This window comes from Halobacillus sp. ABH2_015, assembly GCF_056158945.1.
Genome location: NZ_JBSWUG010000002.1, coordinates 3,664,955 through 3,688,167, shown reverse-complemented (window position 1 = coordinate 3,688,167; position 23,213 = coordinate 3,664,955). Strand labels below are relative to the sequence as shown.

General features: G+C 50.5%; 12 protein-coding genes, 9 tRNA genes and 5 rRNA genes. All 26 read right to left on the bottom strand.

The features are described from left to right. Nucleotides 1-27: 27 nt before the first annotated feature. The 26 genes from ACXAD6_RS19015 to ACXAD6_RS18890 all read right to left on the bottom strand — a co-directional run bounded on the left by ACXAD6_RS19015 (nt 28) and on the right by ACXAD6_RS18890 (nt 23,188). Nucleotides 28-2,944: ribosomal RNA gene (locus tag ACXAD6_RS19015) — 23S ribosomal RNA — on the bottom strand. A 170-nt stretch (nt 2,945-3,114) separates the two neighbouring features. Continuing rightward, nucleotides 3,115-4,679: ribosomal RNA gene (locus ACXAD6_RS19010) — 16S ribosomal RNA — on the bottom strand. Nucleotides 4,680-4,798: 119 nt separating this feature from the next. Next, a tRNA-Ala gene (locus tag ACXAD6_RS19005) sits at nt 4,799-4,874 on the bottom strand. Nucleotides 4,875-4,889: 15 nt separating this feature from the next. After that, nucleotides 4,890-4,966 (bottom strand) — tRNA-Pro (locus ACXAD6_RS19000). Between the two features lie 6 nt (nt 4,967-4,972). After that, nucleotides 4,973-5,049 (bottom strand) — tRNA-Arg (locus ACXAD6_RS18995). 11 nt (nt 5,050-5,060) lie between these two features. Then, nucleotides 5,061-5,149: transfer RNA gene (locus ACXAD6_RS18990), tRNA-Leu, on the bottom strand. A gap of 63 nt (nt 5,150-5,212) precedes the next feature. Next, nucleotides 5,213-5,287, bottom strand: a tRNA-Gly gene (locus ACXAD6_RS18985). 7 nt (nt 5,288-5,294) lie between these two features. Next, a tRNA-Leu gene (locus ACXAD6_RS18980) sits at nt 5,295-5,376 on the bottom strand. 10 nt (nt 5,377-5,386) lie between these two features. After that, nucleotides 5,387-5,462 (bottom strand) — tRNA-Lys (locus ACXAD6_RS18975). A 32-nt stretch (nt 5,463-5,494) separates the two neighbouring features. Beyond that, nucleotides 5,495-5,570: transfer RNA gene (locus tag ACXAD6_RS18970), tRNA-Thr, on the bottom strand. Nucleotides 5,571-5,584: 14 nt separating this feature from the next. Beyond that, nucleotides 5,585-5,660: transfer RNA gene (locus tag ACXAD6_RS18965), tRNA-Val, on the bottom strand. Between the two features lie 11 nt (nt 5,661-5,671). After that, nucleotides 5,672-5,785 (bottom strand): 5S ribosomal RNA (rrf, locus tag ACXAD6_RS18960). 144 nt (nt 5,786-5,929) lie between these two features. After that, a 23S ribosomal RNA gene (locus tag ACXAD6_RS18955) occupies nt 5,930-8,846 on the bottom strand. A 170-nt stretch (nt 8,847-9,016) separates the two neighbouring features. Next, nucleotides 9,017-10,581 (bottom strand): 16S ribosomal RNA (locus ACXAD6_RS18950). The 16S, 23S and 5S rRNA genes sit together here with 9 tRNA genes alongside, the layout of an rRNA operon. Before the next feature lie 431 nt (nt 10,582-11,012). Next, nucleotides 11,013-12,503: a lysine--tRNA ligase gene (lysS, locus tag ACXAD6_RS18945; RefSeq protein WP_474970465.1), complete on the bottom strand. Its 1,491-nt coding sequence runs from the start codon at nt 12,501-12,503 to the stop codon at nt 11,013-11,015. A gap of 180 nt (nt 12,504-12,683) precedes the next feature. Then, nucleotides 12,684-13,181: a 2-amino-4-hydroxy-6-hydroxymethyldihydropteridine diphosphokinase gene (folK, locus tag ACXAD6_RS18940; RefSeq protein WP_474970220.1), complete on the bottom strand. Its 498-nt coding sequence runs from the start codon at nt 13,179-13,181 to the stop codon at nt 12,684-12,686. Continuing rightward, on the bottom strand, nt 13,174-13,542 hold the full coding sequence (gene folB, locus ACXAD6_RS18935; RefSeq protein WP_474970219.1) for a dihydroneopterin aldolase: 369 nt from the start codon (nt 13,540-13,542) through the stop codon (nt 13,174-13,176). The genes folK and folB overlap by 8 nt, the downstream gene beginning before the upstream one ends. Beyond that, the gene (gene folP, locus ACXAD6_RS18930; protein WP_474970218.1) at nt 13,535-14,368 is read right to left on the bottom strand and encodes a dihydropteroate synthase; all 834 of its coding nucleotides are present in this window, start codon (nt 14,366-14,368) and stop codon (nt 13,535-13,537) included. Before folP ends, folB begins: the two co-directional genes overlap by 8 nt. Before the next feature lie 121 nt (nt 14,369-14,489). Beyond that, on the bottom strand, nt 14,490-15,422 hold the full coding sequence (gene cysK / locus ACXAD6_RS18925; protein ID WP_474970464.1) for a cysteine synthase A: 933 nt from the start codon (nt 15,420-15,422) through the stop codon (nt 14,490-14,492). A gap of 153 nt (nt 15,423-15,575) precedes the next feature. Next, on the bottom strand, nt 15,576-16,457 hold the full coding sequence (hslO, locus tag ACXAD6_RS18920) for an Hsp33 family molecular chaperone HslO (protein WP_474970217.1): 882 nt from the start codon (nt 16,455-16,457) through the stop codon (nt 15,576-15,578). A 6-nt stretch (nt 16,458-16,463) separates the two neighbouring features. Further along, nucleotides 16,464-17,255, bottom strand: coding sequence for a type III pantothenate kinase (locus ACXAD6_RS18915; RefSeq protein ID WP_474970216.1), 792 nt, complete (start codon nt 17,253-17,255; stop codon nt 16,464-16,466). A gap of 118 nt (nt 17,256-17,373) precedes the next feature. Continuing rightward, the gene (gene ftsH / locus ACXAD6_RS18910) at nt 17,374-19,407 is read right to left on the bottom strand and encodes an ATP-dependent zinc metalloprotease FtsH (RefSeq protein ID WP_474970215.1); all 2,034 of its coding nucleotides are present in this window, start codon (nt 19,405-19,407) and stop codon (nt 17,374-17,376) included. 117 nt (nt 19,408-19,524) lie between these two features. Further along, nucleotides 19,525-20,064: a hypoxanthine phosphoribosyltransferase gene (gene hpt, locus ACXAD6_RS18905; RefSeq protein ID WP_027953463.1), complete on the bottom strand. Its 540-nt coding sequence runs from the start codon at nt 20,062-20,064 to the stop codon at nt 19,525-19,527. A gap of 11 nt (nt 20,065-20,075) precedes the next feature. Beyond that, nucleotides 20,076-21,473 carry a tRNA lysidine(34) synthetase TilS gene (gene tilS, locus ACXAD6_RS18900; RefSeq protein ID WP_474970214.1) on the bottom strand — a complete coding sequence of 466 codons (1,398 nt, stop codon included), beginning with the start codon at nt 21,471-21,473 and terminating at the stop codon, nt 20,076-20,078. Nucleotides 21,474-21,546: 73 nt separating this feature from the next. Beyond that, nucleotides 21,547-22,470: a serine/threonine protein kinase gene (locus ACXAD6_RS18895; protein WP_474970213.1), complete on the bottom strand. Its 924-nt coding sequence runs from the start codon at nt 22,468-22,470 to the stop codon at nt 21,547-21,549. Further along, nucleotides 22,451-23,188 carry a VWA domain-containing protein gene (locus ACXAD6_RS18890; protein WP_474970212.1) on the bottom strand — a complete coding sequence of 246 codons (738 nt, stop codon included), beginning with the start codon at nt 23,186-23,188 and terminating at the stop codon, nt 22,451-22,453. Before ACXAD6_RS18890 ends, ACXAD6_RS18895 begins: the two co-directional genes overlap by 20 nt. Between the last annotated feature and the right edge of the window lie 25 nt (nt 23,189-23,213).

The following is a 23,213-nucleotide window of genomic DNA, read 5'->3' as shown; positions in this document are numbered from 1 at the left end:
GATTAAAACATCATTCACGAAGTATATATAGATAAGTCATCGATCCATTAGTATCCGTCAGCTCCACGTGTCACCACGCTTCCACCTCGGACCTATCAACCTCATCGTCTCTGAGGGATCTTATCTGCTCGAAGCAGAGGGAAATCTCATCTCAAGGGGGGCTTCATGCTTAGATGCTTTCAGCACTTATCCCGACCACACGTAGCTACCCAGCGATGCTCCTGGCGGAACAACTGGTACACCAGCGGTGTGTCCATCCCGGTCCTCTCGTACTAAGGACAGCTCCTTTCAAATTTCCAACGCCCACGACGGATAGGGACCGAACTGTCTCACGACGTTCTGAACCCAGCTCGCGTACCGCTTTAATGGGCGAACAGCCCAACCCTTGGGACCGACTACAGCCCCAGGATGCGATGAGCCGACATCGAGGTGCCAAACCTCCCCGTCGATGTGGACTCTTGGGGGAGATAAGCCTGTTATCCCCGGGGTAGCTTTTATCCGTTGAGCGACGGCCCTTCCATACGGTACCGCCGGATCACTAAGCCCGACTTTCGTCCCTGCTCGACTTGTAGGTCTCGCAGTCAAGCTCCCTTGTGCCTTTACACTCTGCGAATGATTTCCAACCATTCTGAGGGAACCTTTGGGCGCCTCCGTTACTCTTTAGGAGGCGACCGCCCCAGTCAAACTGCCCACCTGACACTGTCTCCGGACCGGATTACGGTCCTGGGTTAGAATGTCCGTACAGCAAGGGTAGTATCCCACCAGCGCCTCCACCGAAGCTGGCGCTCCGGTTTCCAAGGCTCCTACCTATCCTGTACAAGCTGTACCAACATTCAATATCAGGCTGCAGTAAAGCTCCACGGGGTCTTTCCGTCCTGTCGCGGGTAATGTGCATCTTCACACATAGTATAATTTCACCGGGTCTCTCGTTGAGACAGTGCCCAAGTCGTTGCACCTTTCGTGCGGGTCGGAACTTACCCGACAAGGAATTTCGCTACCTTAGGACCGTTATAGTTACGGCCGCCGTTTACTGGGGCTTCGGTTCAACGCTTCGCATAAGCTAACGCATCCCCTTAACCTTCCAGCACCGGGCAGGTGTCAGCCCCTATACTTCGCCTTACGGCTTCGCAGAGACCTGTGTTTTTGGTAAACAGTCGCTTGGGCCTTTTCACTGCGGCTCCTCGGCAGAGGAGCACCCCTTCTCCCGAAGTTACGGGGTCATTTTGCCGAGTTCCTTAACGAGAGTTCTCCCGCTCACCTTAGGATACTCTCCTCGCCTACCTGTGTCGGTTTGCGGTACGGGCACCTCTTTCCTCATTAGAGGCTTTTCTTGGCAGTGTGAAATCAGGAGCTTCGGTACTATAGTTCCCTCCCCATCACAGCTTGACGTTGTCGGACGGATTTGCCTATTCCGACCGTCTCACTGCTTGGACGTGCACATCCAATGGCACGCTCTCCCTATCCTCCTGCGTCCCCCCGTCATTCAAACGGAAAGGAGGTGGTACAGGAATATCAACCTGTTGTCCATCGCCTACGCCTTTCGGCCTCGGCTTAGGTCCCGACTAACCCTGAGAGGACGAGCCTTCCTCAGGAAACCTTAGGCATTCGGTGAAAGAGATTCTCACTCTTTTTTCGCTACTCATACCGGCATTCTCACTTCTAAGCGCTCCACCAGTCCTTACGGTCTGACTTCGCAGCACTTAGAACGCTCTCCTACCACTGATCATAAGATCAATCCGCAGCTTCGGTGGTGTGTTTAGCCCCGGTACATTTTCGGCGCAGAGTCACTCGACCAGTGAGCTATTACGCACTCTTTGAATGATGGCTGCTTCTAAGCCAACATCCTGGTTGTCTAAGCAACTCCACATCCTTTTCCACTTAACACACACTTTGGGACCTTAGCTGGCGGTCTGGGCTGTTTCCCTCTCGACCATGAACCTTATCACCCACGGTCTGACTCCCAGAACAAAGTCTATGGCATTCGGAGTTTGACTGAATTCGGTAACCCGATAGGGGCCCCTCGTCCAATCAGTGCTCTACCTCCATGACTTTCTATTCTGAGGCTAGCCCTAAAGCTATTTCGGAGAGAACCAGCTATCTCCGTGTTCGATTGGCATTTCACCCCTACCCACACCTCATCCCCGTAATTTTCAACTTACGTGGGTTCGGGCCTCCAGTCAGTGTTACCTGACCTTCACCCTGGACATGGGTAGATCACACGGTTTCGGGTCTACGACCGCATACTCACTCGCCCTGTTCAGACTCGCTTTCGCTGCGGCTCCGCTTCTGCTGCTTAACCTCGCATACGGTCGTAACTCGCCGGTTCATTCTACAAAAGGCACGCCGTCACCCATTAACGGGCTCCGACTACTTGTAGGCACACGGTTTCAGGTTCTATTTCACTCCCCTTCCGGGGTGCTTTTCACCTTTCCCTCACGGTACTGGTTCACTATCGGTTACTAGGGAGTATTTAGCCTTGGGAGATGGTCCTCCCGGATTCCGACGGAATTCCTCGTGTTCCGCCGTACTCAGGATCCACTCCGGAGAGAGGAAGATTTCGACTACAGGGCTGTTACCCTCTTCGGCTGATCTTTCCAGATCGATTCGTCTATCTTCCTCCTTGATAACTCCAAAGGAGTGTCCTACAACCCCAGAAAGCAAGCTTTCTGGTTTGGGCTGATTCCGTTTCGCTCGCCGCTACTTGGGAAATCGCGTTTGCTTTCTCTTCCTCCGGGTACTTAGATGTTTCAGTTCCCCGGGTCTGCCTTCCTATACCTATGTATTCAGTATAGGATACTGTCCCATTACGAACAGTGGGTTTCCCCATTCGGAAATCTCCGGGTCAAAGCCTGCTTACGGCTCGCCGGAGCATATCGGTGTTAGTCCCGTCCTTCATCGGCTCCTAGTACCAAGGCATCCACCGTGCGCCCTTATTCACTTAACTATCTTCGTGAAAAGACGTTTATATAAATCAATTAGATGTCTTGTCATCATGATCTCATCGCTAGATGAGTCATAATTCCTTATCCAGTTTTCAAGGTTCACAAATTTGAAAGATGCTTTGATCTCTCAAAACTGAACAACCAACACAGTACGTTTCCGTAATATCCTTAGAAAGGAGGTGATCCAGCCGCACCTTCCGATACGGCTACCTTGTTACGACTTCACCCCAATCATTGGCCCCACCTTCGGCGGCTGGCTCCAAAAAGGTTACCTCACCGACTTCGGGTGTTGCCAACTCTCGTGGTGTGACGGGCGGTGTGTACAAGGCCCGGGAACGTATTCACCGCGGCATGCTGATCCGCGATTACTAGCGATTCCGGCTTCATGCAGGCGAGTTGCAGCCTGCAATCCGAACTGAGAATGGTTTTATGGGATTTGCTACACCTCGCGGCTTCGCTGCCCTTTGTACCATCCATTGTAGCACGTGTGTAGCCCAGGTCATAAGGGGCATGATGATTTGACGTCATCCCCGCCTTCCTCCGGTTTGTCACCGGCAGTCACCTTAGAGTGCCCAACTGAATGCTGGCAACTAAGATTAGGGGTTGCGCTCGTTGCGGGACTTAACCCAACATCTCACGACACGAGCTGACGACAACCATGCACCACCTGTCACTTGGTCCCCGAAGGGAAATCCCTATCTCTAGGGAGATCCAAGGATGTCAAGACCTGGTAAGGTTCTTCGCGTTGCTTCGAATTAAACCACATGCTCCACCGCTTGTGCGGGCCCCCGTCAATTCCTTTGAGTTTCAGCCTTGCGGCCGTACTCCCCAGGCGGAGTGCTTAATGCGTTAACTTCAGCACTAAGGGGTGGAAGCCCCCTAACACCTAGCACTCATCGTTTACGGCGTGGACTACCAGGGTATCTAATCCTGTTTGCTACCCACGCTTTCGCACCTCAGCGTCAGAAACAGACCAGAGAGTCGCCTTCGCCACTGGTGTTCCTCCACATATCTACGCATTTCACCGCTACACGTGGAATTCCACTCTCCTCTTCTGTCCTCAAGTTCCCCAGTTTCCAATGACCCTCCACGGTTGAGCCGTGGGCTTTCACATCAGACTTAAGGAACCGCCTGCGCGCGCTTTACGCCCAATAATTCCGGACAACGCTTGCCCCCTACGTATTACCGCGGCTGCTGGCACGTAGTTAGCCGGGGCTTCCTCGTCAGGTACCGTCAAGGTACCGCTCTATTCGCACGGTACTTGTTCTTCCCTGACAACAGAACTTTACGATCCGAAGACCTTCATCGTTCACGCGGCGTTGCTCCGTCAGACTTTCGTCCATTGCGGAAGATTCCCTACTGCTGCCTCCCGTAGGAGTCTGGGCCGTGTCTCAGTCCCAGTGTGGCCGATCACCCTCTCAGGTCGGCTACGCATCGTTGCCTTGGTGAGCCGTTACCTCACCAACTAGCTAATGCGCCGCGGGCCCATCTGTAAGTGATAGCGAGAAGCCATCTTTCAACTTATCTTCATGCGAAGAAAAGTATTACCCGGCATTAGCCCCGGTTTCCCGGGGTTATTCCGATCTTACAGGCAGGTTGCCCACGTGTTACTCACCCGTCCGCCGCTCGTTCCACGAGCTTCACCCCGAAGGGATCCGCTCGCTTCCCGCGCTCGACTTGCATGTATTAGGCACGCCGCCAGCGTTCGTCCTGAGCCAGGATCAAACTCTCCATAAAAGTAGTTTGACTTGCTCATTTGCACACCGAATGTGCTTGTTTCAAATTTCTTCATTAAAGAAGAAATGTTTTGACGTACTGGTTGGTTCGTTCAGTTTTCAAAGATCAAATAAAATAATTGGTGGAGCCTAGCGGGATCGAACCGCTGACCTCCTGCGTGCAAAGCAGGCGCTCTCCCAGCTGAGCTAAGGCCCCGTTATAAATTTGGAATGGTCGGGAAGACAGGATTCGAACCTGCGACCCCTTGGTCCCAAACCAAGTGCTCTACCAAGCTGAGCTACTTCCCGTTATAATGGCGCGCCCGAGAGGAGTCGAACCCCTAACCTTCTGATCCGTAGTCAGACGCTCTATCCAATTGAGCTACGGGCGCATGTATATATTTGGTGCCGAGGGCCGGACTCGAACCGGCACGGTGGAAACCCACCGCAGGATTTTAAGTCCTGTGCGTCTGCCAATTCCGCCACCCCGGCTCGGCAGTTTCGTATATGTCGTGTTGTTTATTATAATATCATTAAGTAACTTAGCTTAGTAAATGGAGCGGAAGACGGGATTCGAACCCGCGACCCCCACCTTGGCAAGGTGATGTTCTACCACTGAACTACTTCCGCTTAATAATGCGGGTGGAGGGACTTGAACCCCCACGCCGTGAAGCACTAGATCCTAAATCTAGCGTGTCTGCCAATTCCACCACACCCGCATAGAATACATGGTGAGCCATGAAGGATTCGAACCTTCGACCCTCTGATTAAAAGTCAGATGCTCTACCAGCTGAGCTAATGGCTCTCGAAAACTTTAAGTTAGCAACAGGCAACTCATGGTGCCGGCCAGAGGACTTGAACCCCCAACCTACTGATTACAAATCAGTTGCTCTGCCAGTTGAGCTAGGCCGGCTAACTAAATGTAAATGGTGGAGGATGCAGGGTTCGAACCTGCGACCCCTTGCTTGTAAGGCAAGTGCTCTCCCAGCTGAGCTAATCCTCCAATATGTATCGACCTGGCGACGTCCTACTCTCACGGGGGTAAACCCGACTACCATCGGCGCTGAAGAGCTTAACTACTGTGTTCGGCATGGGAACAGGTGTGACCTCTTCGCCTTCATCACCAGATCTTTTGTTTACCTTTTTTCAAGGACAAGAACTATTATACCGTGTCTCGCATTGAAAATCAAGGTGTTTTTGAAAGTTTTTTTGAAAACCCTCAAAACTGGATAAGGAAACAACTTTTGATGAAACATCATTCACGAAGTATATATAGATAAGTCATCGATCCATTAGTATCCGTCAGCTCCACGTGTCACCACGCTTCCACCTCGGACCTATCAACCTCATCGTCTCTGAGGGATCTTATCTGCTCGAAGCAGAGGGAAATCTCATCTCAAGGGGGGCTTCATGCTTAGATGCTTTCAGCACTTATCCCGACCACACGTAGCTACCCAGCGATGCTCCTGGCGGAACAACTGGTACACCAGCGGTGTGTCCATCCCGGTCCTCTCGTACTAAGGACAGCTCCTTTCAAATTTCCAACGCCCACGACGGATAGGGACCGAACTGTCTCACGACGTTCTGAACCCAGCTCGCGTACCGCTTTAATGGGCGAACAGCCCAACCCTTGGGACCGACTACAGCCCCAGGATGCGATGAGCCGACATCGAGGTGCCAAACCTCCCCGTCGATGTGGACTCTTGGGGGAGATAAGCCTGTTATCCCCGGGGTAGCTTTTATCCGTTGAGCGACGGCCCTTCCATACGGTACCGCCGGATCACTAAGCCCGACTTTCGTCCCTGCTCGACTTGTAGGTCTCGCAGTCAAGCTCCCTTGTGCCTTTACACTCTGCGAATGATTTCCAACCATTCTGAGGGAACCTTTGGGCGCCTCCGTTACTCTTTAGGAGGCGACCGCCCCAGTCAAACTGCCCACCTGACACTGTCTCCGGACCGGATTACGGTCCTGGGTTAGAATGTCCGTACAGCAAGGGTAGTATCCCACCAGCGCCTCCACCGAAGCTGGCGCTCCGGTTTCCAAGGCTCCTACCTATCCTGTACAAGCTGTACCAACATTCAATATCAGGCTGCAGTAAAGCTCCACGGGGTCTTTCCGTCCTGTCGCGGGTAATGTGCATCTTCACACATAGTATAATTTCACCGGGTCTCTCGTTGAGACAGTGCCCAAGTCGTTGCACCTTTCGTGCGGGTCGGAACTTACCCGACAAGGAATTTCGCTACCTTAGGACCGTTATAGTTACGGCCGCCGTTTACTGGGGCTTCGGTTCAACGCTTCGCATAAGCTAACGCATCCCCTTAACCTTCCAGCACCGGGCAGGTGTCAGCCCCTATACTTCGCCTTACGGCTTCGCAGAGACCTGTGTTTTTGGTAAACAGTCGCTTGGGCCTTTTCACTGCGGCTCCTCGGCAGAGGAGCACCCCTTCTCCCGAAGTTACGGGGTCATTTTGCCGAGTTCCTTAACGAGAGTTCTCCCGCTCACCTTAGGATACTCTCCTCGCCTACCTGTGTCGGTTTGCGGTACGGGCACCTCTTTCCTCATTAGAGGCTTTTCTTGGCAGTGTGAAATCAGGAGCTTCGGTACTATAGTTCCCTCCCCATCACAGCTTGACGTTGTCGGACGGATTTGCCTATTCCGACCGTCTCACTGCTTGGACGTGCACATCCAATGGCACGCTCTCCCTATCCTCCTGCGTCCCCCCGTCATTCAAACGGAAAGGAGGTGGTACAGGAATATCAACCTGTTGTCCATCGCCTACGCCTTTCGGCCTCGGCTTAGGTCCCGACTAACCCTGAGAGGACGAGCCTTCCTCAGGAAACCTTAGGCATTCGGTGAAAGAGATTCTCACTCTTTTTTCGCTACTCATACCGGCATTCTCACTTCTAAGCGCTCCACCAGTCCTTACGGTCTGACTTCGCAGCACTTAGAACGCTCTCCTACCACTGATCATAAGATCAATCCGCAGCTTCGGTGGTGTGTTTAGCCCCGGTACATTTTCGGCGCAGAGTCACTCGACCAGTGAGCTATTACGCACTCTTTGAATGATGGCTGCTTCTAAGCCAACATCCTGGTTGTCTAAGCAACTCCACATCCTTTTCCACTTAACACACACTTTGGGACCTTAGCTGGCGGTCTGGGCTGTTTCCCTCTCGACCATGAACCTTATCACCCACGGTCTGACTCCCAGAACAAAGTCTATGGCATTCGGAGTTTGACTGAATTCGGTAACCCGATAGGGGCCCCTCGTCCAATCAGTGCTCTACCTCCATGACTTTCTATTCTGAGGCTAGCCCTAAAGCTATTTCGGAGAGAACCAGCTATCTCCGTGTTCGATTGGCATTTCACCCCTACCCACACCTCATCCCCGTAATTTTCAACTTACGTGGGTTCGGGCCTCCAGTCAGTGTTACCTGACCTTCACCCTGGACATGGGTAGATCACACGGTTTCGGGTCTACGACCGCATACTCACTCGCCCTGTTCAGACTCGCTTTCGCTGCGGCTCCGCTTCTGCTGCTTAACCTCGCATACGGTCGTAACTCGCCGGTTCATTCTACAAAAGGCACGCCGTCACCCATTAACGGGCTCCGACTACTTGTAGGCACACGGTTTCAGGTTCTATTTCACTCCCCTTCCGGGGTGCTTTTCACCTTTCCCTCACGGTACTGGTTCACTATCGGTTACTAGGGAGTATTTAGCCTTGGGAGATGGTCCTCCCGGATTCCGACGGAATTCCTCGTGTTCCGCCGTACTCAGGATCCACTCCGGAGAGAGGAAGATTTCGACTACAGGGCTGTTACCCTCTTCGGCTGATCTTTCCAGATCGATTCGTCTATCTTCCTCCTTGATAACTCCAAAGGAGTGTCCTACAACCCCAGAAAGCAAGCTTTCTGGTTTGGGCTGATTCCGTTTCGCTCGCCGCTACTTGGGAAATCGCGTTTGCTTTCTCTTCCTCCGGGTACTTAGATGTTTCAGTTCCCCGGGTCTGCCTTCCTATACCTATGTATTCAGTATAGGATACTGTCCCATTACGAACAGTGGGTTTCCCCATTCGGAAATCTCCGGGTCAAAGCCTGCTTACGGCTCGCCGGAGCATATCGGTGTTAGTCCCGTCCTTCATCGGCTCCTAGTACCAAGGCATCCACCGTGCGCCCTTATTCACTTAACTATCTTCGTGAAAAGACGTTTATATAAATCAATTAGATGTCTTGTCATCATGATCTCATCGCTAGATGAGTCATAATTCCTTATCCAGTTTTCAAGGTTCACAAATTTGAAAGATGCTTTGATCTCTCAAAACTGAACAACCAACACAGTACGTTTCCGTAATATCCTTAGAAAGGAGGTGATCCAGCCGCACCTTCCGATACGGCTACCTTGTTACGACTTCACCCCAATCATTGGCCCCACCTTCGGCGGCTGGCTCCAAAAAGGTTACCTCACCGACTTCGGGTGTTGCCAACTCTCGTGGTGTGACGGGCGGTGTGTACAAGGCCCGGGAACGTATTCACCGCGGCATGCTGATCCGCGATTACTAGCGATTCCGGCTTCATGCAGGCGAGTTGCAGCCTGCAATCCGAACTGAGAATGGTTTTATGGGATTTGCTACACCTCGCGGCTTCGCTGCCCTTTGTACCATCCATTGTAGCACGTGTGTAGCCCAGGTCATAAGGGGCATGATGATTTGACGTCATCCCCGCCTTCCTCCGGTTTGTCACCGGCAGTCACCTTAGAGTGCCCAACTGAATGCTGGCAACTAAGATTAGGGGTTGCGCTCGTTGCGGGACTTAACCCAACATCTCACGACACGAGCTGACGACAACCATGCACCACCTGTCACTTGGTCCCCGAAGGGAAATCCCTATCTCTAGGGAGGTCCAAGGATGTCAAGACCTGGTAAGGTTCTTCGCGTTGCTTCGAATTAAACCACATGCTCCACCGCTTGTGCGGGCCCCCGTCAATTCCTTTGAGTTTCAGCCTTGCGGCCGTACTCCCCAGGCGGAGTGCTTAATGCGTTAACTTCAGCACTAAGGGGTGGAAGCCCCCTAACACCTAGCACTCATCGTTTACGGCGTGGACTACCAGGGTATCTAATCCTGTTTGCTACCCACGCTTTCGCACCTCAGCGTCAGAAACAGACCAGAGAGTCGCCTTCGCCACTGGTGTTCCTCCACATATCTACGCATTTCACCGCTACACGTGGAATTCCACTCTCCTCTTCTGTCCTCAAGTTCCCCAGTTTCCAATGACCCTCCACGGTTGAGCCGTGGGCTTTCACATCAGACTTAAGGAACCGCCTGCGCGCGCTTTACGCCCAATAATTCCGGACAACGCTTGCCCCCTACGTATTACCGCGGCTGCTGGCACGTAGTTAGCCGGGGCTTCCTCGTCAGGTACCGTCAAGGTACCGCTCTATTCGCACGGTACTTGTTCTTCCCTGACAACAGAACTTTACGATCCGAAGACCTTCATCGTTCACGCGGCGTTGCTCCGTCAGACTTTCGTCCATTGCGGAAGATTCCCTACTGCTGCCTCCCGTAGGAGTCTGGGCCGTGTCTCAGTCCCAGTGTGGCCGATCACCCTCTCAGGTCGGCTACGCATCGTTGCCTTGGTGAGCCGTTACCTCACCAACTAGCTAATGCGCCGCGGGCCCATCTGTAAGTGATAGCGAGAAGCCATCTTTCAACTTATCTTCATGCGAAGAAAAGTATTACCCGGCATTAGCCCCGGTTTCCCGGGGTTATTCCGATCTTACAGGCAGGTTGCCCACGTGTTACTCACCCGTCCGCCGCTCGTTCCACGAGCTTCACCCCGAAGGGGTCTGCTCGCTTCCCGCGCTCGACTTGCATGTATTAGGCACGCCGCCAGCGTTCGTCCTGAGCCAGGATCAAACTCTCCATAAAAGTAGTTTGACTTGCTCATTTGCACACCGAATGTGCTTGTTTCAAATTTCTTCATTAAAGAAGAAATGTTTTGACGTACTGGTTGGTTCGTTCAGTTTTCAAAGATCAAATGTTGTCGGCCGTTTGAAAACAGCGACTTAATCATCTTAACATGTGTTGCTTTTCATGTCAACAACTTTTTTCATTAAGTTGAGAAAGCGTTTCGCTGTCGTTTTTGGCGACAAATACTAATTTATCATGGGAAGCCGTTTGTGTCAACAACTTTTTTCATGATTCGTTTTGATGTTTTTCAACATCGCGCCGCTCTCTTAAAGCGACAAGTAATAATTTATCACGGATATGAATCCAACGCAATAGTTTTTTTAAAATATCTTATCATTTTATTGTAAAAAGAAATCCCCCGCCTTTATAACCGGCGGAGGATAGCTGGATCAGGATTCGCGATGTCGCATTTGCGGGAACAGCAGGACGTCACGGATAGAGGCTGAATTGGTTAACAGCATAACGAGGCGGTCCACGCCAATGCCCAATCCACCGGTCGGCGGCATACCATACTCAAGAGCTTCCAGGAAGTCCTCATCCATCATGTGGGCTTCATCATTACCTTCTTCACGCTCTTTAAGCTGAGCTTCGAACCGTTCGCGCTGATCGATCGGATCATTCAACTCAGAAAACGCATTGGCATGTTCGCGTCCAACGATGAATAATTCAAAGCGGTCCGTGAAGCGTTCATCTTCAGGATTCTTTTTGGCAAGTGGAGAGATCTCTATTGGATGTCCATAAATAAAGGTCGGCTGGACGAGCTTTTCCTCGACACGCTGCTCAAAGAACTCGTTGACAATATGACCGAATGTCATTGTGTCTTTAATTTCAATGCCATGTTCTTCAGCAAGAGCTTTAGCTTCATCATTACTCATGTGCTTCCAAAAATCAACGCCTGTATATTCCTTGATTGCATCCACCATATGCAGGCGGGCCCAGTTTGGTTCCAGGTTAATCTCCTGATCGTCATACATGACCGTTGTCGTACCCAGCACCTCTTTAGCGATATGAGCGACCATGTTTTCCGTCAAGGCCATAATGTCTTTATAATCCGCATACGCTTCATACAATTCAATCATCGTAAATTCAGGGTTGTGACGCGTAGATACGCCTTCGTTACGGAAGACACGTCCGATCTCGTATACCTTCTCCATGCCGCCTACAATGAGACGCTTCAAGTGTAGCTCGATGGCTATACGCATGTACAACTGCATATCAAGAGCGTTGTGATGGGTAATGAACGGACGGGCGGAAGCTCCTCCCGGAATGCCGTGCATTAATGGTGTCTCCACTTCAAGGAAACCTAAACCGTCCAGGTAACGGCGCATGGATTGAATGATTTTACTGCGCAGAACAAACGTGTCCCTGCTGTCAGGGTTCGTAATCAAGTCAAGATAACGCTGTCGATAGCGCTGTTCTACATCTTGGAGTCCGTGGAACTTTTCAGGTAACGGGCGCAGGGATTTCGTAAGCAGCTGGAATTCCTCCGCTTTTACAGAAAGTTCTCCGACGTTTGTTTTGAACATCACTCCGGTTACTCCGACAATATCCCCCAAGTCTGCTGTTTTAAAGAGATTGTCATAGGCTTCTTCGCCGATTTCATCTTTACGGACGTACAACTGGATCTGCCCTGTGACATCCTGGATGTGCGCGAAGCCGGCTTTCCCTTTCCCGCGCTTGGTCATGATTCGTCCAGCTACGGTCGCCGGGAACTGCTTTTCTTCCAATTCTTCTTTTGTATAGGTATCATATTGTTCTTTTAACTGATCCGCATAGTGGGTCCGGTCGAAACGGTCGCCGAACGGATCCAGACCTTGCTCACGGTGAGCGTTCATCTTGTCTCTGCGCACCTGCATATATTCATTCAGTTCTTCTGACACTGCTATCACTCCATTCCTCATCTTTTCCTTGTACTGTGCCGCCACAATAACAAAAACTGCCAGCAAAGGACTGGCAGCATCTAACTATGGTTTAGTATAAAAAAGTCTTATGGGTGTGTCAACGCTCACGGGAACCACAGCTTTCCCGGCTGATGCCCTTGCTGCTTCACGGCTTTCTCTTCACAGGTGCCCCCATAACGTGACGCTCTCCCTTTCTGCATCGGGAAGTTCATGAAGCAGTTCGGCCGCCTGCTTCTGCAGATGGGGAAGGTAGGCCTGTGGATCTACATCGGCCAGAGGGACGATAACAAACGCCCGTTCATGCATGTGGGGGTGGGGAATCGTCAAGTCGGCAGCTGCTCTGTTTTCTTCGTTATACAAAAGAATGTCGAGATCAATAGTCCGCGGCCCCCATTTCACCAATCTTTTTCTTCCCAGCCCTTCTTCAATCGCCTGACAGGCCGCCAACAGATCTTCAGGAGGAAGGGATGTCTCCACGATGATCACCATATTCAGGAAATCCCCCTGATCTGTATAACCCACAGGACTCGTTTCATATACCCCCGATCTCCCCTCTACTTGAACGGCTTCATTTTCATCCAGTAAAGTAATGGCATCACGAAGGTACTGTTCCCTTTCAGCAAGGTTGGAGCCGAGTGCGATATAAGCTTTATTCATCAGACCGGCTCCGGTATATCTCAATTGCTACGGATTGATAATGGCCGGGAATGGGCGGGTCCGGTTTGAATACTTTTACAAGGCACCCTTCTAACAGCGGGAAGGAGGAGAACAACTCTCCGGATATCTGCTCAGCTACAGACTCCACAAGCTTATAGGCCTTCCCTTCTACAATCTTTTTGGTTGTTTCATAAATCGCCCCATAATCAATGGACTTTGTCATATCGTCAGATTGGGAGGCCGGTTTTAAGTCCAGCTCCAATTCAAGGTCTACATAAAAACGCTGCCCCAGTTTGTTTTCTTCCGGGAAAAGGCCGTGATAGCCCCAGAATTCCATTTGATTAACGTAGATTTTATCCAATTCCTCCACCCTTTCCAATCATAGCATCCATCATTTTCGTCATACGGACCATGGGACCCACATCGTGCACCCTTACCATTTCCACTCCCTGGGCCACCCCGTAGCACACCGTTGCGCCTGTCCCTTCCATTCGTTCCTCTTTAGGAAGATCCAGCACTGTACCGATAAAAGATTTCCTTGAAGTACCGAGAAGAACCGGGTAACCGAGGTCACGAAGGTCGCTCAGGTGACGCATGACGACGAGGTTATCCTGCTGGCTCTTGGCAAAACCGATACCCGGATCAAGGATGATCTGCTCATCCTTCACTCCCCGCGCCTTCACACGGCTCACCATTTCCGTCAGATCCTTTTTGATATCATCGATTAACGAGGTGTAATTCCGATCGTTCCGGTTGTGGGTCAAAACAAGTGGAACGTCATGCCGGGCAGCGACATCAGCTATAGCTGGATCCTTTACAGCTCCCCAAACATCGTTAATGATGGAGGCGCCATGCTGGACTGCCCGGTCAGCCACTTCCGACTTGTACGTATCAATGGAGATGGGTACATCGACCGCCTGACTCACCGCCTCTATCGCTGGAAGAACTCTTTTCAACTCCTCATCCGCCGGTACAGGGTCATGGCCTGGACGGGTTGATTCACCACCAATGTCAATGATGTGGGCTCCTGCCTCCACCATAGCTTCAGCCTGTTGGACAGCCCTGTCAACATCTGTGTACAGCCCGCCATCCGAAAAGGAATCAGGAGTGACGTTTAAAATGCCCATAACGAGCGTCTGTTCCGTTAAATCATAGGTTTTTACGCGCGTGTGTAAGTATAAGGACATGTATTTCCCTCATTTCTTTATTACTCTTCCCCTATCTTACAACATTTCATAAGTTCTATCATGACAGGAATTCCTGTCCTACGAAAAAACGCACCCCCTGCTAAAAGGAGTGCGTCAGGCTTTATTCTTCATCAAATTGGTAAAGAGGAGTGGATAGATATCTTTCTCCATTACTAGGGATGACCGCTACCACTTTTTTACCTTTTCCAAGCTGCTTAGCCACTTGTTTCGCTACGTGGATCGCTGAACCGGAAGAAATCCCTCCAAGGATTCCGTCTTTACGCGCTGCTTCGCGGGCAGCCGTAAAGGAGTCTTCCTTTGAAACCGTTACGACTTCATCGTAGATTTCTGTGTTCAGGATTCCTGGCACAAAGCCGGCACCGATCCCCTGGATTTTGTGAGGGCCGGGATTTCCGCCGGATAATACCGGGGATTCTTCCGGTTCAATTGCATAAACCTTCATGTCAGGGTACTTTTCCTTCAGCACTTTTCCAGCACCGGTAATTGTTCCCCCTGTGCCAATACCAGCAACAAAAGCATCCAATTGATCACCCATCTGCTCGATGATTTCAGGTCCTGTGGTCTTTTCGTGGATGAGAGGGTTCGCTTCATTGTTAAACTGCTGAGGCATGAAGTAGCCATGCTTTTCATGAAGCTCAGCCGCCTTCTTAATCGCTCCCTTCATACCATCGCTTCCCGGTGTAAGAACCAGTTCCGCCCCGTAGGCACGCAGAAGGTTCCGACGTTCCTGACTCATCGTATCCGGCATGACGAGAATCGCTTTATAGCCTTTGGCTGCAGCAATCATAGCCAGACCAATCCCCGTGTTTCCACTCGTTGGTTCCACAATCGTGTCGCCCTCGTTCAATCGGCCGTCTTTTTCCGCTTCTTCCACCATGGACAGGGCAATACGATCCTTAACGGAACTCCCTGGATTCATGTACTCCAGTTTAAGGTAAATGTCTGCACTGTCTTCGTCAGCACTGCCGTTCAGTTTTACCAGCGGAGTCTGTCCTACAAGTTCACTTACGTTATTAACGATTCTCAACACCATCACTCCTAAAACCAAGTATTTAAATAGGATTTAACTTTAACTTACTGAAATCCACTACAATTGTCAAACAATTCATGCTGAAAGAATAGAAAAAGACGGAACGAAAGTCCCGTCTTTTATTTATATCCTTATCGGCTGCTGTTGATGAAAAAATCAGCTGGTGCTCTGAGATTTCAGTTCTTCCAGATCATGCGCAGAGAATTGATAATCTTCGTTGCAGAAGTGACACTTCGCTTCCGCACCGTTATCCTCTTCAATCATGCGTTCAATTTCCTCATCACCAAGACTGGAAATGGCCATCTCGACCCGTTCGCGTGAACAATGGCATTGGAAATTCACAGGCTTTGTGTCCAACAACTGGACATTTTCTTCCCCTAGAACGGTATGAAGAATCTGCTCTGGTGTTTTTCCTTCCTGTACAAGCGTGGAAATAGGGCGCATATCAGAGAGACGTTTCTCAATTTCTGTCGTCGTCTTGTCGTCAGCGCCCGGCATCATTTGAATGATAAAGCCCCCGGAAGCAAGGATGCTGTGATCTGTATCCACGAGCACACCCGCCCCTACAGCGGAAGGGACCTGTTCAGAGTTCGCGAAATAATAAGTGAAGTCCTCACTGATTTCTCCGGACACAATCGGTACCTGGCCGGTAAAATGATCCCTCATCCCAAGATCCTTCACAATGCTCAATGTCCCGGACGTACCGACCGCACGTGATACGTCCAGCTTTCCTTGGGCATTGGACTCGAAATCAACATGAGGATTCTTCGCATAGCCGCGAACTTCCCCATTAGCGTTGGCATCCACGACAATGGCACCCACCGGGCCGCCGCCTTCAACCTTCACTGTGATTTTGTCATCTCCTTTAAGCATAGCTCCCATCATAGAGCTGATCGTCAAGGTTCTACCCAGAGCGGCTGATGTTGTCGCCCACGTATCCTGCCTGCGTCTTGCTTCTTCGACGGTGTTGGTGGACTGAACAGCGTACGCTCTCACTTGTCCATCAAAGGCCATCGCCCGCACTAAATAATCTGACATGAATCATCATTCTCCTTTAAATGCTTTTTTCTCTTTGTTGCGCTGATATATCTTATGCAGCCCCTTCAATGTAAGATAGGGATCTACATGATCAATGGTCCTGGACTGGCCGGCAATTAAGTTCGCTAAGCCTCCGGTAGCAATGACCGTCGGCGTACGGTCGGAAGTTTCCTTCATCCTTCGTACGACTTCATCCACTTGTCCGACGTATCCGTAAAACGCTCCGGACTGCATCGCTTCTACAGTACTTTGTCCGATGACATGTTCCGGACTTTTAATTTCAATCTTCGGCAGTTTAGCTGCTTTGGCATAGAGGGCTTCCATGGATATGTTGACTCCAGGCGCAATGGCACCTCCCAGATACTCGCCTTCTGCATTGATGTAGCAGTAGGTTGTGGCTGTTCCGAAATCAATAATGACCAAAGGAAGCGGGTACTCATCAATGGCTCCGACAGCATTCACTACCCTGTCCGCCCCTATTTCGTCAGGGTTCGGATATTTCATAGGCAGACCATGGTCGACATTATTCTCTCCGATAATCATGGGCTGCTTTTTAAAATAATAACGAGACATACGGTCAAGTGCAAACATTATGGGCGGAACCACGGAAGAGATGATGACCCCGTCCATATCTTCAAAGGCCAGACCTTCATGATCAAAAAGGGATTTGATCAGCATTCCGAACTCATCTTCTGTTTTATGTCGATCTGTCTTAATACGCCATTGATACTTTAACGCACCATTTTCAAACACACCTAAGACAGTATTGGTATTTCCCACATCAAGGACAAAATTCATACAAAAAGCCTCCTGTGTCATTTCCTTCGGCTACCATCATACCACAAGAGCCGAACCGTCTGCTGTAATGAAACACGAAAAACCACACCGCCGGAGCTGGTGTGGTTTTTTCGTTGAATTAAGAACGACGATCTTCGGAATCTGATCCGCTCTCTTCTTCTTCTTTATTTGTTGAGGAATCTTCAGTTTCCTGTTCCTCTTCAGAGACTTCTTCATCTTTGGATTGGATGTTTACGCGTACATCTTCGTCACTTCCGGAAGAAGTATTGTTCTTGATTTTAGCGTTGTGTTCTCTAGCAAGGGCTTCAAGCTCTTCATCTGTTGGAAGACGTCCTTTATCAAACAAGGAACGGATTTGAGTAGCATCCAGAGTTTCTACTTCCAGCAATGTTTTGGCAATCAGCTCTAATTTATCTCTGTTTTCTGTCAGAATCGTCTTGGCGCGATCATAACAGTACTGGATAAAGTTCTTCACTTCCTGATCGATTTCGTAAGCGATCTGGTCACTGTAGTTCTGTTCGTTCTGGATGTCACGGCCCAGGAAGACCTGACCTCCGGAATTGGAACCGAACTGAAGCGGTCCAAGTTTTTCACTCATGCCGTACTCGGTAACCATCTTGCGTGCAATGCTTGTCGCACGCTGGAAGTCGTTGTGGGCGCCGGTACTTACTTCACCGAAGATGATTTCTTCAGCTACACGGCCGCCCAGAAGACCTGTAATTTTGTCAAACAGTTCAGGTTTTGTCATAAAGTAGCGGTCTTCTTTCGGAAGCATGACCGCATAACCGCCGGCCTGACCTCGTGGGACGATCGTTACTTTATGAACCATGTCCGCATCATCAAGCACCATACCGATAACCGTATGTCCACTTTCGTGGTTGGCCACGATGTCGCGCTCTTTCTTGGAAATGACACGGCTCTTCTTAGCCGGTCCTGCAATAACCCGGTCGATGGCTTCATCAACATCATCCATGTCGACATTTTTCTTGTCTCCACGGGCAGCTACAAGTGCGGATTCGTTCAACAGGTTCTCCAAGTCTGCGCCGGAGAATCCTGGTGTACGAAGAGCAATCGTCTTCAAATCGACATTTTCAGACAGCGGCTTGTTCTTCGCATGAACGGCGAGAACAGCTTCACGGCCTTTAACATCCGGGCGATCGACAGTAATCTGTCTGTCAAAACGGCCGGGACGAAGAAGGGCCGGGTCAAGAATGTCCGGTCTGTTGGTCGCAGCAATGATGATGATTCCTTCATTGACTCCGAAACCGTCCATCTCAACAAGAAGCTGGTTCAATGTCTGCTCACGCTCATCGTGACCGCCACCAAGGCCTGCGCCACGCTGACGTCCAACAGCATCGATCTCATCGATAAAGATGATACCAGGGGCATTCTTCTTCGCATTTTCAAACAGGTCGCGGACACGGGAAGCCCCGACACCGACAAACATTTCAACGAAGTCCGAACCACTGATGGAGAAGAACGGAACTCCCGCTTCTCCGGCAACGGCACGGGCCAGCAATGTTTTACCTGTACCCGGCGGCCCTACCAGCAGGACACCTTTTGGAATACGTGCACCAACAGCAGAGAATTTGCGCGGGTCTTTAAGGAAGTCAACTACTTCCACAAGCTCCTGCTTCTCTTCATCTGCACCAGCGACGTCTTTAAAACGTACTTTTTTCTTCTCTTCGGTGTACATCTTCGCCTTGCTCTTACCGAAGTTCATGACACGGCTTCCGCCGCCCTGAGCCTGGTTAAGCAGGAAGAAGAAGAGAATGAAGATAATGACAAACGGAATAATGGATGTCAGGAATGTCACCCATGCGCTCGGCTGCTCTTCCTGTTCAACATTTAAGATCGACTGCTCCTGAGCCGTTTCTGTAATGTTGGATAGTGTCTGGTCGTTCGCTGTAATCTGTGCGGTGAAGGCTTCCTCCCCTTCTTCTGCACCCTCCAGCTGACCAGTGATTCGAATCACTCCATTAACAGGCTGAATTGTCATCTCTTCGATGGCACCGCTGTTTAATTTATCGTAAAACTGATTTACATTTAACTCTTGCTGCGGATCACCTTGACCTCGGAATAAACCGACCACGCCGATAACAACGAGGAAGATAAGTAAGTAAAATATGGTATTACGAAAGATCCGGTTCATTGCCTACCTCCTCCCAAACGAGAAAAACTATAGTAAATACTACCATAACAAAATCGGACGACACAACTAATTACCCTTGAAACGAACCGTTTGAAACCACTTACGGAGTATCTGGGACTATCCGCCATATACTTCAGGTTTCAACACCCCTACATAAGGAAGATTCCGATACTTCTCCTGATAATCCAGACCATACCCGACAACGAACTCATCCGGTACTTCAAAGCCGACAACGTCTGCTATTACATCAGCGTTGCGTCCCGTCGGTTTATCAAGAAGAGTGACGATCTTAATCGAATTCGCCTTTCTATATTTAAACAAGTCGACAAGATAGGCAAGCGTGCGGCCACTGTCAATAATGTCTTCAATGATCAGGATATCCCGGCCCTCTACTTTTGTATCAAGGTCCTTGACAATCTTGACCTCACCGGAGGATTCCATTCCACCGTGATAGCTGGACACATCCATAAAGTCCATTTCCAAATGCGTCTCCATCCGTTTCAAAAGGTCTGTCATAAAAGGAGTTGCCCCTTTCAGCACTCCGATAGCCAAAGGAAATCGATCCTTATACTCCTCGGATAAACGGGCTCCCATCTCTTTGCATTTCTGCTGGATCTCCTCTTCGGAAATCAAGACCTTTTCAATTTCGTTGTGCATGATTGCTCCTCCTACGCGTCTGCTTTGTTTTTATAATGTAACCGAAGCCATGGACCTGTTGAGGACCTGCCTCCCTGCCTGCCGCCTTTCTTCAGTCCGCCAAGCCAGAGGATTTCCCCTGTCTGATCGGTAACGACCGGCAGTGTCCCGCGGGTGCGGGCAGGGATTTTCTGATCAATAAAAATATCTTTTACTTTTTTTGACCCCTTCATCCCTCTGACTTCCATACGGTCTCCAGGCTGTCTGGAGCGGACGATGAGCGGAAGGTTTACGTGATAGTCCTCACATACATAGGTGAAGGCATCAGGCTCTTCCGGCGACCAGCTCCATTCCGCTTCCATGGACGAACCATCCGGAAGGGAGACAGAAGACCCGGGGTGCAGCATGAAACGAAAGGACGGATCCTCGTCTTCATCCGCAAATGTGAAGGTGATCTCATCGTAAGCGCGGACCACTTTCAACCCTCCGGGAAAATCAAGGGAACGGTTCGGTTTCTCGTCCCTTAACAGGTCCATGAACATTTCTTCATGAAGATAGGAAATGTCTTCGTTTTGCTTCACATACAGATAGTTCAATATTAGATGAAAGGCCGTCCTTTGTAAAGCAAGCGGAAATGTTTTGAAAGTTTGTTTGGAAAATTGTACGAATTTCTCAACATCCTCCGAAAAATGAACACATTCCAACACCTTCTGAGCCTGTTCGTTTATGTAGGAACGCTCTTCCGCTGCCCTTTCACTGAATGCCTGCACATGCTCATGAAGCCGGGGATTCTGCTCCTTCAAAAAAGGCATCACCCTGTGACGGAATGCGTTGCGCGTGTAATCCGTCCGGTCATTAGAGGGATCATGGCGGCTTGGAAGAGAACGGTCATTCATATAATGGAGAAGCTGTTCCTTGGAGACACATAGCAGCGGCCGTACGATTTCACCGCAGGCAAACGGCCGACGCAAAGGGATTCCCCGGACCGCTTCGGGCCTGGCGGAACGGACCATCTGCATCATGAGTGTTTCTGCCTGATCGTCTCCGTGATGCCCCATGACGAGGACATCCGCCTGCCGGGCATACATCTGCTCTTCAAAGAAACGATAACGGAGATCGCGGGCCGCTTCCTGTGTCCCTTTTCCCGATGATTCTTTATACGAACCTGTATCGACAGAGGTTCCATAAAATTCGACACCCCACTGATCCGCCAGCATCTGAACAAAGGTCAGATCCTCCCGCGCTTCTTCTCCCCGCAGGCCGTGATCCACGGACACAGCTGTGAGGTGAAACGGAACCTTTTCTCTCAGCTGGGTCAGCATATGGAGAAGGGCTGTTGAATCCGGCCCTCCGGATACAGCAGCAAGGACAGTCTGTCCCGGCTGAATTAACTGATGTTTTGAGATGAACGAATGGACAACGTGATCCATCAGACGTTCCTCCTGTCTATCTCTATCTTCCCCTATCGTATCACTCTTCTCACCATCTGCAAAAGAATAGCTGTTACAAGAAAAAAGTAAGGAGGGACCCTCCCATAAGCAGAACGGAAAATAAGGTGATGGCCGTTAACTCCCCGGAATCGGTGGTCTTTTTCTTCTGATCTGCGCGGAAATGGACACGTGTTGGAGGCGGTGTTTTGTGCAGCAGCACACCTGCCATATCTTTTTCCATTTCCGACGCGTCCTTGTACTTTCCCTTCCAGCCGTTTTGGATGATTGTCCGGTATGGTTTGAGTACAGAAGCAGCTGCCAGTTTCTGTTCGAGCATCTTTCTCGGGGAAGGCCCCCTTTCAAAACGCCCCGCCCCTGCGGTTTCCAGCATAATCATCGTAAGCGCGAATAGATCATAGGAAGGTTCGGCCTTCCTGGAACCCATCCCCCAGTACCCGCGGTCATAGAACTCCGTGTATTCCTTTATCGCCCTGCCCGCTGCTGTCACACCTCCGACGTCAATAAGCCGGACCCGCGAACCGGACACGAGCAGGTTGTCTGTTTTCAAATCGCCGAACACGTAGCCGGCTTTGTGAAGTTTGGCGATATCACCCAGAATTTGAGCTGCGCAAATACCGATCCATTCTTTCGACTTCCCCGCCAAAAACTGAGGCAGGGGCTTTCCTTCTATGTATTCCATCACATAAAAAGGCAGCTGATGCCCCCCGGACATCCGGTAGTCATCCACATCAACAAAAGAAGGCCCAAGTTTTTCCCCTTGGACCTTGCTGAATTTCTTTAGCATGTTCACCTCAAGCATCATTCTGGAGCTGTCGGTTCCCATTTTGAGCGCATACGTCTCCCCCCGTGTCGAGCGGCATTTATAAACGGTGCCGCACGCTCCTGAACCGAGTTTTTCCATGATGATGTAAGGGTTCTTGTTCCACCTGCCGAGGACCTGATGGCCCGGTGAGAAGTTACCAGCCTGTTTCTTCATAAGGATCTTCTCCATCTTCCAGGCGGGAAGGGGCTGATTTGGCAGCAAAAGCATACAGCGCCTCTCGAAGTGCAGGTCCTGTCGGTGTATAGCCGCCGCTGTTCAATTTAGAAAACAAACGATTGACCGCTCCCAGTTCGGGCGTCCAGTCCACCATCTGCAGGATCGTATGTTTCGGATCCGGGAAGGTGTAGACACTGAACTGATTGGACCCTGATCGTGCATTGAGGCTTAAGGACAAATCAAAAAGAGCATCTTTCACTGTAGGAAGCTTATGATGCATGCTTGCACTCACGTCCACGAGTACAAGCACCTCCAGAGCACTGCTTTCCCCAAGCTCATCAACGACTTCCACAACTTCTCCCCGCTGCTCAGGAGGAAGTTCCTCCAGCGATTGATTTTTTCCCAGAATCTCCTGCAGCTCTTTATTGACGATTCCCTGTATCGTCTGGGTCATCGCCTGTTTTGTCACCATCTGCACGGTCTGGGACAGACTTTTTTGATACACGATTTGACTGATGCCCCCGCCTGCCTCGGCAATCGCCTCTACTTCATCAAGCCCCTGCGGCCTGCTGTTCTGCCGGTCGTCGAGAACACCAATCACGTTCACCGTTATCCCCTGGCTTCTTGCCAGTGCCGCCACTGTGGCAGGGTCCTCCCCGTGATTTGAACATCCATCGGTTAACAAAAGTATCTGCTTCAGTCGCCCTGTTTTCATAATGATGCTCCCTCCTGTTTCGTTG

Bases quoted from the DNA above. Each gene is read 5' to 3' on its own strand.
- tilS (WP_474970214.1), bottom strand. From the start codon at position 21,473: ATGGATCACGTTGTCCATTCGTTCATCTCAAAACATCAGTTAATTCAG.
- ftsH (WP_474970215.1), bottom strand. From the start codon at position 19,407: ATGAACCGGATCTTTCGTAATACCATATTTTACTTACTTATCTTCCTC.
- hpt (WP_027953463.1), bottom strand. From the start codon at position 20,064: ATGCACAACGAAATTGAAAAGGTCTTGATTTCCGAAGAGGAGATCCAG.
- hslO (WP_474970217.1), bottom strand. From the start codon at position 16,457: ATGTCAGATTATTTAGTGCGGGCGATGGCCTTTGATGGACAAGTGAGA.
- ACXAD6_RS18890 (WP_474970212.1), bottom strand. From the start codon at position 23,188: ATGAAAACAGGGCGACTGAAGCAGATACTTTTGTTAACCGATGGATGT.
- ACXAD6_RS18915 (WP_474970216.1), bottom strand. From the start codon at position 17,255: ATGAATTTTGTCCTTGATGTGGGAAATACCAATACTGTCTTAGGTGTG.
- folP (WP_474970218.1), bottom strand. From the start codon at position 14,368: ATGTCCTTATACTTACACACGCGCGTAAAAACCTATGATTTAACGGAA.
- cysK (WP_474970464.1), bottom strand. From the start codon at position 15,422: ATGGTGTTGAGAATCGTTAATAACGTAAGTGAACTTGTAGGACAGACT.
- folK (WP_474970220.1), bottom strand. From the start codon at position 13,181: ATGAATAAAGCTTATATCGCACTCGGCTCCAACCTTGCTGAAAGGGAA.
- ACXAD6_RS18895 (WP_474970213.1), bottom strand. From the start codon at position 22,470: ATGAAGAAACAGGCTGGTAACTTCTCACCGGGCCATCAGGTCCTCGGC.